Here is a 12,531-nt window from a genome sequence, read left to right on the forward strand (position 1 = left end):
AAAAAATGATATCTTCAAATCATCGAAACGGATGTACCTCCTCCCACATCCTTTCGGTAATGCGGGTGATCCTACTCCTCCTCCCAAGGATTGCCCCGGGGACAGCGGTTTCCTCCTCCCATATCGCTGTTCAATCTTTTAAAAAGCCTGCCGCACCTCCTCCCGCGGCAGGCTTTTTTGTTTTCAGCGCCGGGCGCCGTTTTCAGGCAACCCGCTTTTTATCTCCACAAGAATGGTTCAGTCGAAAGCCATCATGCCGATGGGCGTAACGGCACGCGTGCCCGCGCGCTTGGCAAGTGCGTAGGAAAGGCACTGTTCCACGGCGTCCTGCGGCACAGGTTTTACGATAACGCCTGCGCCGATACCGAGATTGACCACCACTTCCGGATTTGCCGTCATGAAGATCACCACGACGCCGTGGTCCTGCGAAAGCCGCCTCCCGATCTCCGGGCCGGTCTGGCCGTCGGCGAGATTGACGTCGACAAAGGCAATATCTGCGAGGCTGCCGAGTGCCACGGCCTGATCCAGCCGGTTGGCGATGCCGATGACGTCAGCTTCCTCTTCCGCCTGCATAATGGAATCTTCGATATCCATGGCGATGAGAAATTCGTCCTCCACGATCAGCACACGCGGTTGTTCCGTGCGGAAACCCGGTTCGTTTTGCAGGATGTATGCGGACATATGACTGCCTCCATTCCATGCGCTTTAGCGCGGTCGGAAGGCAAACACCTGCCGAAGCAACTCGTTCCAAAGTGAGATAAACATGGTGAATACAGTGTAAACGGACCGGCTTTTCGGCTATCACCTCTAGATAGCGAAGCAGTTGATTCGGTTTGGTTTTCATCCGGGGAAGGGGTCGGAGACAGTCGCCGTAGCGCATCTTTCGCCCCTGGAGCACAAGCCTTTAGCCGCAAGCGGGGCAAAGGCTTGCATGCAAATTCAAAGCGTTACAGCGTCCTTCACGCGCCAGGAAGGAAACGCAGGAACGTTGCCGATCATTCGCGTGCCGCGGTTAAAAAACGGCGCGAGACCCTATGAGTTTAGAAAGAGAATAAGACGATGACCCAGTCTCCGCGCGCTCCAATCGCCCGCAATACGCCCAATATCGCTGTTATCGGCGTCGGTGGCGGCGGCGGAAACGCGATCAACAACATGATCGACGAGGGCATCGGCGGCGTTGATTTCATCGCCGCCAACACGGATGCGCAGGCGCTGAAGAAAACCAACGCGCCAAGGCTCGTGCAACTCAGCTCCGAACTTACAGGCGGGCTGGGTGCCGGGGCTGATCCGGAGGTTGGCCGGCAGGCGGCAATCGATTCGCTTGACGAGATCATGGATCACCTCAACGGTTACGACATGTGCTTCATCACCGCCGGTATGGGCGGCGGTACCGGCACCGGTGCTGCGCCCGTCATCGCGGAAGCGTGCCGTGCGAAGAATATCTTGACCGTCGGTGTCGTCACCCTGCCGTTCAGCTTCGAGGGCGCGCGCCGCATGCGTGCTGCCGAATATGGTTTCGCCAATCTGCTTAATACCGCCGATACCGTCATCGTCATTCCCAACCAGAACCTGCTGCGTATTGCGGATGCCGGCACGACCTTTGAAAGTGCCCTGAAGACGGCGGACAAGGTCCTGTCCCTCGGCGTGCGCTGCATTACCGATCTCATCCTGCGCGAAGGCCTGGTCAATCTCGACTTCGCCGATGTGCGTTACGTCATGAAGAATGGCGGACGCGCGCTTATGGGCACGGCGCAGGCCAAGGGTCCAAAACGCGCTTCGGAAGCGGCAGCAGCCGCCATCGCCAACCCGCTGCTCGGCGAACCGTCGCTGAAGGAGGCCCGCGGCGCGCTTGTGTCGATTTCCGGCGGCAACGACCTGACGCTTTACGAGATCGACGAGGCGATGACGCTTGTGCGCGAGGCAGTCAGCGAAGAGACCGATGTGGTGATGGGCGCGTCCTTCGATCCGACGCTGGACGGCGCTTTCAAGATTTCCGTCGTGGCCACCGGCCTGCGTAACTGAGGTCCCTACCTCGGAACGGTGCTTTGTAAAAAAGCAGCGATGTCACAAATTGAATTATTGAAGCCGTCGCGGGTAATTTTCGTGACGGCTTTTTGTTGTTTTTGAACAATTATTCCGCCATTCGAGGGGCAGGTGCTGCAACGCGGCGTTGATATGGAAAAAATATAATAGTACTCTTTATGTCGACAAGAGGGATTTGGTTATGACGGATATAATTGCTTCTGCCGAGCGTAAGCGTGGCTCCGGCGTGAAGATGGTCTACGATCTGCTGCGCGACGAGATTCTCGATCTGGTTCTGCCGCCGGGTAGTCCAATCGATGAGGTGCAGCTTGCCGAGCGGTTCAAGATGTCGCGCACGCCCATTCGCGAAGCGCTGGTGCGGCTCTCGGGCGAGGGGCTGATCGATACGCTGCCGAACCGTTCGACCATGGTGTCGAACATCGATTTCCTCAATATGCATACCTATTTCGATGCGCTGGTGCTGATGTACCGGGTGACGACCCAGCTTGCTGCCCAATATCACCGTCCGGAAGATCTGGCCGGCATCCGCGCCCATAATGCGGAATTTGCCATTGCGGTGGAAGAGCAAGACGCGCTGGCGATGATTTCCACCAATGCGGCCCTGCACCTTTCCATCGCCGAAGCCGGGCGCAACCCCTATTTCACCAGTCTGTTCAAGCGTCTGCTGGATGAGGGACGGCGCATCTTGCGGCTGTATTACCAGTCCTATGATGATCGCCTGCCGAAACGTTTCGTCGACGATCACGATGCGATCATAGCGGCGATCGCCGCGCGCGACACCGTTCTGTCCGAGAAACTGGCCCGCGAGCATGCCGAACAGATCGTGCAGCAGGTGCAGAAACTACTAGTGCGCAATGAGCGGCTGGAAATAAATCTGTAGCTTGTCGATTTCTTGTCGACAAATAAAATGCAAGATTGTAATGTCCTTGTTGAAAGGGTGGCGCGGAGGTGCGTCCATTCCCGAAAAACTGTCCCTTAGGAGCTAGTAATGACGGCCAGCATTTTTTCCGGCGTGATTCCCGCCTTGATGACCCCCTGCAAAGATGATCGCACCCCCGATTTCGACGCGCTTGTCCGCAAGGGCAAAGAGCTGATCGCCGATGGCATGTCTGCCGTCGTGTATTGCGGTTCCATGGGCGACTGGCCACTTCTTTCCGATGAGCAGCGCATGGAAGGCGTGGAACGTCTGGTAAAAGCCGGCATTCCGGTCATCGTCGGCACCGGCGCGGTCAACACGGCATCTGCCGTTGCGCACGCCGCCCATGCCCAGAAGGTTGGCGCAAAGGGCCTGATGGTCATTCCGCGTGTTCTTTCGCGCGGCTCGGTCATCGCTGCCCAGAAGGCGCATTTCAAGGCCATCCTTGCGGCCGCTCCCGAAACGCCCGCTGTCATCTACAACAGCCCCTATTACGGTTTCGCCACCCGCGCCGATCTCTTCTTCGCGCTGCGTGCGGAACACAAGAACCTCGTGGGCTTCAAAGAATTCGGTGGTCCGGCGGATATGCGTTACGCTGCTGAAAACATCACCAGCCGCGATGATGAAGTCACCCTGATGATCGGCGTCGATACTGCCGTTGTCCACGGCTTCGTCAATTGCGGCGCAACCGGCGCGATCACGGGCATCGGCAATGTCCTGCCGAAGGAAGTCATCCATCTCTGCAAGCTGTCGCAGGCCGCCGCCAAGGGCGATGCGGATGCCCGCGCCCGCGCGCTGGAACTGGAGCAGGCGCTCGCCGTCCTCTCCTCCTTCGATGAAGGCCCGGATCTGGTTCTCTACTTCAAGCACATGATGGTGCTGAAGGGCGACAAGGAATATACGCTGCACTTCAACGAGACCGATGCCCTCAGCGACAGCCAGCGCGGTTATGTCGAGGCGCAGTTCAAGCTGTTCAACAGCTGGTACGCCGACTGGAGCAAGCTTCCGGGTGCGGTGCAGGCCTGCAAGGCTGCCTGATTACTTTCTGCAGTGAAAAAGGCCCGCATTTGCGGGCCTTTTTTGTTTTATAAGGTTCGATAGCTATCCTTCGTCATGCCTGATTGGGTTCGGCACGACGAAGGACTGATGTCAGGAGACGGCGTCCATCCCCTGTTCCAGCAGCCGGTCGAGACCGGCGATTTCGGCGGCGGTCAAGGTAATGCCTTCGCTTTCCGATTTGGCGCGTGCAGTGAAGCGGCGGCCGGAGGGCAGGCGGGCTCCCTGGCCGATAATGGCGTCGAACAGAATTTCCGCCCGCTGGAAAGGATCGCCCGGACGGCCCTTGGCGAAGGCTTCCGGGGAAAAGGCGACGATCAGCTCGCCATGGAAGGGCGCAAGCGTTGTGGTGCCGAGATACTCCAGTACTTCGGGGCTGGTCAGGTCACCGATCATGATACCCGCTAGAAGCTCGATCATGGTGCCGATCGCCGAACCCTTGTGGCCGCCGAACGGAAGCATGGCGCCGGCAAGCGCAGCCTCCGGGTCGGTCGTCGGGTTTCCGTCGGCATCCACGGCCCAGCCTTCAGGCAAAGATTTGCCCGCGCGACGGTGCAGTTCTATCTCGCCGCGCGCCGCAACAGATGTCGCAAAATCAAAGACATAGGGTGAAGTGTTCTTACGGGGCCAACCGAAGGCGAAGGGGTTGGTGCCGAGCAGCGGCTTGGTTCCGCCAGTGGGGGCGACGGTGGAATAGCTCGGGCACATGACCAGACCCGCTAGACCGTTCGCTGTCAGCCCCTCGACTTCCGGCCAGAGCGCCGAGAAATGGGTACAGTCATTGATGACGAGCGCGGCGATGCCGGTGCGTTTCGCCCGCTCCACCAGAACAGGCAGGCCAAGCTCGAAAGCGGGATTGGCAAAACCGCCATTGGCGCTGACTTTCACGATCGCTGTGCCGTCGTCTGCGGCCACCTCCGGCATCGCATCGGGCTTAACCTTGCCTGCCTTGACGGTGCGCAGGGCGCCTTCGATGCGGTAGATGCCGTGCGATTTGCAGGCGTCGCGCTCACCGGCAACAATAACCCGCGCAAGCGCTCCCGCCTGCACGGCATTGAGCCCCGCCTTGCGGAAAATCGCTTCGACCCGCTGAAAAAGCCCGTCGATGGTCAATGTGGTGTTGTCGCTCATCATAATCCTCCGATATTGGGCTCGCACATTTTGAATACATAAAGTATACAACGGTCATTCTATTGCAACTCGTCTTTTCGGCATTCTGCGTCCGGTGCCCATTCCTGCCACAAGCGCCGGGATGAGAGTAGGGCAGACTTGCCCAACCAGGGCGCCATTTTCACGTGCTCTTCGGTCCCGAATTGCAAGCCGGCTGCCGTAGCAGTGTTCGCTGCTGCAAAAATTCTTTTTGTATACTCATTGTATTTTTATGTTGATTTATCGCCTCCATGGGGAAATAGTGACCTCGCCTTCAATGGCAGAGCAATTCTGGGAGCAAATCAACAATGAAAAAATCGGTCATCGTCGCCGGCCTGCTGGCCGCCACTTTCGCTATTACTCCGGCCAAGGCCGACAAGCTTGACGACATCATTTCGTCCGGTACGCTGCGCTGTGCGGTCGTGCTCGACTTCCCGCCCATGGGCGCGCGTGATGACGCCAACAACCCGATCGGCTTCGATGTCGATTATTGCAACGATCTCGCCAAGGCGCTCGGCGTCACGGCTGAAATCGTCGAGACACCTTTCCCGGAACGTATTCCGGCGCTGATGTCCGGCCGCGTCGATGTTGGCGTTGCCTCCACGTCCGATACGCTTGAGCGCGCCAAGACGGTTGGCATGACCGTGCCTTACTTCGCCTTCGAAATGGCAGTCACCGCCAACGACAAGTCCGGCGTCAAGTCCTTTGAGGACATGAAGGGCAAGACCGTCGGCGCGACTGCCGGTACGTTCGAAGCCATTGCGCTCGAAAAGACCGTCAAGGAATGGGGCGTGGGCGAGTTCCGTCCTTACCAGACGCAGGCCGATGTGTTCCTCGCGCTCAGCCAGGGCCAGATCGACGCCACCGTTTCGACCTCGACCGTTGCACAGGCCAACGTCAAGACCGGCAAATTTGCCGGCATCTCGGTGGTCGGCAAGGCACCTTATGACATCGACTATGTCGCTCTCTTCACCAACCGCGATGAATATGGCTTCATCAATTACCTGAACCTGTTCATCAACCAGCAGGTTCGCACCGGCCGTTACGCCGAACTCTACGGAAAATGGGTTGGCGGCGAAGTTCCTTCGCTCACCGTCAACGGCGTCTATCGCTGATCGGAACTTTTCCCAAACGGCGCGGTCGGATCGATCGCGCCGTTGATCGTTTCTGAAAAGGTGAGACGGTTATGTTCAATTATACATTCCACTGGAATCAGGCGCTGAAGGCTTTGCCGCAGCTGCTGGACGGTGCGGTGGTGACGCTGCAGATCGCGATCCTGTCGATGGTGATCGGTCTTTCCTGCGCCATCGTGCTGACCCTGTTCCGGCTTTCCGGTAACCGGATATTGGGTGCCATTGCCGCCGTCTGGGTGGAAATCGCCCGCAACACGCCGGCGCTGTTCCAGATTTACATGGCCCATTTCGGCCTTGGCAATTTCGGCATTCATCTCAGCCCCTATACGGCGCTTCTGGCCGGCATCGCCTTCAACAATGCGGGCTATCTTGCGGAGAACTTCCGTGGAGCGCTGAAGGCGATACCGGATACGCAAACGCGCTCCGGCCGTTCGCTCGGCATGACGTCGATGCAAACCTTCCGCCTCATCATCATGCCGCAGATGCTGCGCGTCGCCTTCCTGCCTGCCACCAACCAGATGGTCTGGGCAATCCTGATGACCTCGCTCGGTGTCACCGTCGGCATGAATACGGATCTTGCCGGTGTCACGCAGGCCTTGAACGCCCGTTCGTTCCGCACCTTCGAATTCTTCGCGCTTGCCGCGGTCATCTATTACGTGATCGCCAAGATCGTCACGCTTGCCGCCAGATTGCTGGCCGCTCGTCTGTTTCGTTACTGAGAGAGGTGCGCCATGTTTGAAACCGCTCTCACCTGGAGTGATCTTGCCTTCCTTGCCAAGGGCGCGGGGATGACGCTTGCCGTCACCGCCGTTGCCGTGACGGCTGGCACCCTCATGGGTATCATCTTCGGTGTCATCCGCTTCCAGCTCGGGGCCTATTGGTCGCTGCCGCTGACCTTCGTGCTGGATGTTTTCCGCTCCGTGCCGCTCCTCATCCAGCTGGTGCTTGGCAATGCCTTCCAGTCGATCGCCAAGCTCGGCTGGCCGCCATTTACCACCTCATGCGTGGTACTGTCGCTTTATACGGCGGCCTACTGCACCGAGATCGTGCGTGGCGGCATCGAAGCGGTGCCGTCGAACACGCGCCGTGCCTGCCGTTCGCTCGGCATGACCTGGTCGCAGGACATGCGCTACATCGTGCTGCCGCTTGCAACTCGCGTGTCGTTGCCCGCCTGGATCGGCCTGACACTTGGCGTCATGAAGGATTCGGCGCTGGTGCTGTGGCTCGGACTTATCGAGCTTCTGCGTGCCTCGCAGATCCTCGTCACCCGCCTGCAGGAACCGCTGACCATTCTCATGATCTGCGGCGCCATCTATTTCCTTATCAGCTTCCCCATCGCCCGTTTCGGCGGGTATCTCGAAAGACGGTGGTCCCCCAATGATTGAGATCGAAAACGTCCGCAAATCCTTCGGCCCGCTGGAGGTTCTGAAAGGGATCAACCTGACCGTCAACAACGGCGAGGTCGTCACTATCATCGGTGGTTCCGGCTCCGGCAAGTCGACGCTGCTGACCTGCATCAACGGCCTGGAGCCGATCGATAGCGGCAAGATCGTCATCGACGGCACCGAGGTGCATGCCAAATCGACCGACCTCAACAAGCTGCGTCGCAAGGTCGGCATCGTCTTCCAGCAATGGAACGCCTTTCCGCATCTGACGGTGCTCGAAAACGTCATGCTGGCGCCGCGCAAGGTGCTTGGCATTTCGAAAGAGCAGGCCGAGGAAATCGCGGTCAAGCAACTGACCCATGTCGGTCTTGCTGAAAAGCTGAAGGTCTATCCGAACCGCATGTCTGGCGGTCAGCAGCAGCGTATGGCGATCGCCCGCGCTCTTGCCATGTCGCCGGAATATATGCTGTTCGACGAAGTCACCTCAGCGCTCGATCCGATGCTGGTGGGCGAAGTGCTCGATACGCTGAAGATGCTGGCCGACGAGGGCATGACGATGATCTGCGTCACCCATGAAATGGCCTTTGCCCGCGATGTGTCAAACCGTGTCGCCTTTTTCCATCAGGGCGTGATGGCGGAAATCGGCACGCCGGATCGGCTTTTCGGCGCGCCGCAGCACCCCGAGACGCAGAAATTCCTGTCGAGCGTGCGGTAATGTCTGCAAACAATGTCATCGTCATAGGGGCCGGCGTTGTCGGCCTCTCGGCAGCTATTGCCGCGCAGGGACGCGGCCTTTCGGTCACGGTTATCGATCGCGAAGGCCCGGCGGCCGGCGCTTCCGCCGGTAACGCCGGTGCCTTCGCCTTCACCGATATCCTGCCGCTCGCATCCCCCGGCATTCTCTGGAAAGCGCCGAAGTGGCTTCTCGACCCGCTCGGGCCTCTCAGCGTACCGCCTGCCTATGCGCTGAAGATTGCACCATGGATGTTCAGGTTCTGGCGCGCCTGTGCCGCCTCGAAGATTGAACATTCCACCGCCGCCCAGACGGCGCTGATGGACCTGTCGAAATCTGAACTTGAGCCGTTTCTCAGGAGAACCGACACGATTGCCATGCTGCGCAAGGAGGGCAATCTCCAGGTCTATGAAAGCGAAGCCGAATTCGAAGGCTCGCTTGCCGGCTGGAAGGCGCGCGAGCGTCATGGCATCGAATTCCGGCACCTCAATGCCGAGCAGATGGCCGAGATACAGCCGGGCATCGCGCCGCGCTTCACCTGCGGCACCTTCACGCCCGGCTGGCATTCCATCGCCGATCCAAAGCTCTATACGCTGGCTCTTGCCGAGCATTTCCGCAGCATCGGCGGTCGTATCGAACGTCTCGACATCGCAGCGCTCAGGCCGCTGGAAGACGGTGTGGAAGTGGTGAGCCATGACGGGCGCACCCGCAAGGCCGGCAAGGTGGTGCTGGCGGCGGGCGCTTTTTCGCATCGCATTGCCCGTTCGCTTGGGGAAAAAATTCCGCTGGAAACGGAACGAGGGTATAATACCACCCTGCCTTCAGCCGCCTTCGATCTGCGCACGCAGGTGACCTTCGGCGGTCATGGTTTCGTTGTCACGCGGCTTTCGACCGGCATTCGCGTCGGCGGTGCAGTGGAGCTGGGCGGGCTCGAGCTTCCGGCCAATTTCGCCCGCTCCGAGGCGCTTCTCGCCAAGGCGGCAAGTTTTCTGCCAAGCCTGAAAACCGAAGGCGGCAAGCAATGGATGGGTTTTCGCCCCTCGCTGCCCGACAGCCTGCCCGCGATTGGTGCGGCGCGCCACACGGCGCGGGTGGTCTATGCTTTCGGTCACGGCCATCTGGGGCTGACGCAATCGGCCGGCACGGCCCGCATCGTCGCCGATCTACTGACGGGGCAAAAACCCGCCATCGATACAAGGGCATTTTCGCCACAACGTTTCTAGAGAATTTTGGCTTTTCTCCGAAACGCAAAAATTCTCTAGTTTTTTTACGCATTTTCCAGACGTAAAACCGCTACGCACTTTTACTGGAAATGCTTTTGGGGAGATTTTCGATGTCTTCTTCCGGTTCGACAACAGCCGTTCCTCAGGCGCGCAGCATCCTGCCGGGCGCGGCTGAAGGCGTGGTGATCGCCACGACTGAGGCGCTGAGTTTCTGGGGCGGTGTCGATCCCGCCACAGGCAAGGTGATTGACGTGCACCACCCGCTGCACGGCGTCTGTCTCACCGGCGGTGTGCTGTTCATGCCGTCAAGCCGTGGCTCCTGCACCGGTTCTGGCGTTTTGCTCGATCTTATCCTGACGGGCCGCGCACCCTCAGCGCTTGTCTTCTGCGAGGCCGAAGACGTGCTGACGCTCGGCGCGCTGATCGCTTCGGAAATGTTCGGCAAGCCCCTGCCGGTGCTGCGCCTGGACGCGGAGAATTTCGCGCGGCTCTCCCAAGCCTCTCATGTGCGTATCGATGAAAATACCATTGAGGCTGATGGCGTTTCCCTCGCGATAGCGCCGCCTGCGACGACGCATCTCGATCTCAAGAATGACGACAGGGCAATGCTCGAGGGCCGCGATGGCATTGCCGTGCAGCAGGCAATGCGCATCATTGTCGCCATGGCCGCCCAGCAGGGGGCGTCAGCGCTCGTCGATGTCACGCAGGGTCATATTGACGGCTGCATTTATGCCAGCCCAGCCAATCTCACCTTTGCGGAGAAGATGGCGGAGATGGGCGCAAGCGTGCGCGTGCCGACGACCATGAACGCTATCTCGGTCGACAAGGCGCATTGGCGCGCGCAGGGCGTGCCGGAGGATTTCGGCGATCCCGCCGCAAGGCTGGCAGATGCCTATGTACACATGGGCTGTCGCCCCACCTTCACCTGTTCGCCATATCTGCTCGACAGCGCGCCGCAGGCCGGCGACATGATCGCCTGGGCCGAATCGAATGCCGTGATTTTCGCAAATACGGTTCTCGGCGCACGCACGGCTAAACATCCGGATTTTCTCGATCTCTGCATTGCCTTGACGGGCAGGGCGCCATTGTCCGGCGTCTATCTTGAGGAAAACCGCCGACCGCAACGCATTGTCGATGTCGCTTTGCCTGAGGATATCAATGACGCCTTCTGGCCGCTCATCGGTTATCTCGCTGGGAAGGCAGCCCCCGATTGCATTCCGCTTCTGCGCGGTCTTGGCGCAGCAAAGCCTTCACGGGATGATCTGAAGGCGCTCTGCGCCGCTTTCGGCACCACGTCTGCGGCTCCCATGCTGCATATCGAGGGCGTCACCCCGGAAGCGGGACTGGAGCCGGTCGAAACGGCGGAAACCGTCACGGTTTCGCTTGCTGATATGGCCGCAGGCTGGTCGCTTCTGAATGAGGGACCAGAGGATGTGCAACTGGTTGCCATCGGCAGCCCGCATGCCTCGCTGGAGGAATGCCGCGCGCTGGCGTCCGCCTTCAACGGACGCAGGCGTCATGCAAATGTTGCCGTCATCGTCACTGCCGGACAGCAGGTCATCGACGCAGCAGAACGGGACGGCACCCTGCAAAGCCTGCATGACAGTGGCGTCCAGGTACTGCCTGATCTCTGCTGGTGCTCGATTTCCGAACCGGTCTTTCCGACCAGGACGCGCGCGCTGATGACCAATTCGGGCAAGTACGCCCACTACGGTCCTGGCCTCAGCGGCCGCGCGGTGCGTTTCGGCAGCCTTGCCGACTGTGTTGAAAGCGCACTGACCGGTCGTGCTATTTCCCGTCTTCCATCCTGGCTTTCCTGAGGAGCACTAAATGCGCAGTATCAAGACAGTTCACGTCATCTCCGCCCATGCGGAAGGCGAGGTGGGTGATGTGATCGTGGGCGGCGTCAGGCCGCCGCCGGGCGAGACGATCTGGGAACAGAGCCGTTTCATCGCCCGCGATGAGGCCCTGCGCAATTTCGTGCTCAACGAGCCGCGCGGTGGCGTGTTCCGCCATGTCAATCTTCTGGTGCCGCCAAAACATCCTGACGCGGATGCCGCCTTCATTATCATGGAGCCGGAAGATACCCCGCCCATGTCGGGCTCCAACTCCATCTGCGTTTCCACCGTGCTTCTGGATGGCGGTATCGTGCCAATGCAGGAGCCGGAAACCCATATGCTGCTTGAAGCGCCGGGCGGGCTTGTGAAGGTGCGTGCCGAATGCCGCAATGGCAAGGCCGAACGCATTTTCGTGCAGAACCTGCCGAGCTTTGCCGCGAAGCTCGATGTAGAACTCGAGGTCGAGGGTCTCGGTACGTTGAAGGTGGATACGGCCTATGGCGGCGACAGTTTCGTCATCGTCGACGCCGAGGCGATGGGCTTCAGCCTGAAGCCGGATGAAGCGCACGAGATTGCCCGTCTCGGCGTGCGCATCACCAATGCCGCCAACAAGGCTCTGGGTTTCGAGCATCCCGAAAACCCCGATTGGCGTCATTTTTCCTTCTGCCTGTTTGCGGGCAAGGTGGAGCGCACCGCTGAGGGCCTGCGGGCAGGTGCCGCCGTTGCCATCCAGCCGGGCAAGGTGGATCGCTCACCGACCGGTACGGCGCTTTCGGCCCGCATGGCGGTGCTGCATGCACGCGGTGAGATGAAAGAAGGCCAAACGCTGACGGCCGTGTCGCTCATCGGCTCCACCTTTACCGGGCGCATTCTGGGAACGACAACGGTGGGCGACCGCCCGGCCATTCTGCCGGAAATTTCCGGCCGTGGCTGGATCACCGGCATTCACCAGCACATGCTCGATCCTTCCGATCCATGGCCGGAAGGGTATCGTCTGACGGACACTTGGGGCGCTCGATAAGGACGATACACCGTACTTCCCTCATCCCTGTGAC

The 12,531-nt window shown here is 59.7% G+C and carries 12 protein-coding genes; 10 read left to right on the forward strand and 2 right to left on the reverse strand.

What is annotated here, in order from left to right:
* Nucleotides 1-237: 237 nt before the first annotated feature.
* Nucleotides 238-681, reverse strand: coding sequence for a response regulator (locus tag F617_RS0121755; RefSeq protein WP_019566701.1), 444 nt, complete (start codon nucleotides 679-681; stop codon nucleotides 238-240).
* A 378-nt stretch (nucleotides 682-1,059) separates the two neighbouring features.
* Between F617_RS0121755 and ftsZ the strand changes: the two genes are divergently transcribed.
* From ftsZ to F617_RS0121770, 3 genes are all read left to right on the forward strand, one after another.
* Complete coding sequence (ftsZ, locus tag F617_RS0121760; RefSeq protein ID WP_019566702.1) at nucleotides 1,060-2,022, forward strand: cell division protein FtsZ; 963 nt, start codon at nucleotides 1,060-1,062, stop codon at nucleotides 2,020-2,022.
* 202 nt (nucleotides 2,023-2,224) lie between these two features.
* Nucleotides 2,225-2,923 (forward strand): GntR family transcriptional regulator, encoded by a 699-nt coding sequence (locus F617_RS0121765; protein ID WP_004431295.1) that lies wholly within the window; start codon nucleotides 2,225-2,227, stop codon nucleotides 2,921-2,923.
* A 108-nt stretch (nucleotides 2,924-3,031) separates the two neighbouring features.
* Nucleotides 3,032-3,997, forward strand: coding sequence for a dihydrodipicolinate synthase family protein (locus tag F617_RS0121770; RefSeq protein WP_013761087.1), 966 nt, complete (start codon nucleotides 3,032-3,034; stop codon nucleotides 3,995-3,997).
* Between the two features lie 111 nt (nucleotides 3,998-4,108).
* On the opposite strand, the gene F617_RS0121775 is transcribed toward F617_RS0121770, so the two are convergent.
* Nucleotides 4,109-5,146: an Ldh family oxidoreductase gene (locus F617_RS0121775; protein ID WP_019566703.1), complete on the reverse strand. Its 1,038-nt coding sequence runs from the start codon at nucleotides 5,144-5,146 to the stop codon at nucleotides 4,109-4,111.
* A gap of 326 nt (nucleotides 5,147-5,472) precedes the next feature.
* Between F617_RS0121775 and F617_RS0121780 the strand changes: the two genes are divergently transcribed.
* The 7 genes from F617_RS0121780 to F617_RS0121810 all read left to right on the forward strand — a co-directional run bounded on the left by F617_RS0121780 (nucleotide 5,473) and on the right by F617_RS0121810 (nucleotide 12,497).
* Nucleotides 5,473-6,279 carry a transporter substrate-binding domain-containing protein gene (locus tag F617_RS0121780; RefSeq protein ID WP_013761084.1) on the forward strand — a complete coding sequence of 269 codons (807 nt, stop codon included), beginning with the start codon at nucleotides 5,473-5,475 and terminating at the stop codon, nucleotides 6,277-6,279.
* Between the two features lie 71 nt (nucleotides 6,280-6,350).
* A complete protein-coding gene (locus F617_RS0121785; RefSeq protein WP_019566704.1) occupies nucleotides 6,351-7,016 on the forward strand; it encodes an amino acid ABC transporter permease in 666 nt (221 codons plus the stop codon).
* 12 nt (nucleotides 7,017-7,028) lie between these two features.
* Entirely contained in the window at nucleotides 7,029-7,682 is a 654-nt protein-coding gene (locus tag F617_RS0121790; protein WP_004431304.1) for an amino acid ABC transporter permease, read from the forward strand.
* On the forward strand, nucleotides 7,675-8,397 hold the full coding sequence (locus tag F617_RS0121795; protein WP_019566705.1) for an amino acid ABC transporter ATP-binding protein: 723 nt from the start codon (nucleotides 7,675-7,677) through the stop codon (nucleotides 8,395-8,397). Before F617_RS0121790 ends, F617_RS0121795 begins: the two co-directional genes overlap by 8 nt.
* A complete protein-coding gene (locus F617_RS0121800; RefSeq protein ID WP_019566706.1) occupies nucleotides 8,397-9,638 on the forward strand; it encodes an FAD-binding oxidoreductase in 1,242 nt (413 codons plus the stop codon). Before F617_RS0121795 ends, F617_RS0121800 begins: the two co-directional genes overlap by 1 nt.
* 110 nt (nucleotides 9,639-9,748) lie before the next feature.
* Nucleotides 9,749-11,458: an aconitase X gene (locus F617_RS0121805; RefSeq protein ID WP_019566707.1), complete on the forward strand. Its 1,710-nt coding sequence runs from the start codon at nucleotides 9,749-9,751 to the stop codon at nucleotides 11,456-11,458.
* A 10-nt stretch (nucleotides 11,459-11,468) separates the two neighbouring features.
* Entirely contained in the window at nucleotides 11,469-12,497 is a 1,029-nt protein-coding gene (locus F617_RS0121810; RefSeq protein WP_019566708.1) for a proline racemase family protein, read from the forward strand.
* Nucleotides 12,498-12,531: the final 34 nt, after the last annotated feature.

Source organism: Agrobacterium sp. 10MFCol1.1 (genome assembly GCF_000381165.1).
Lineage (GTDB): Bacteria > Pseudomonadota > Alphaproteobacteria > Rhizobiales > Rhizobiaceae > Agrobacterium > Agrobacterium tumefaciens.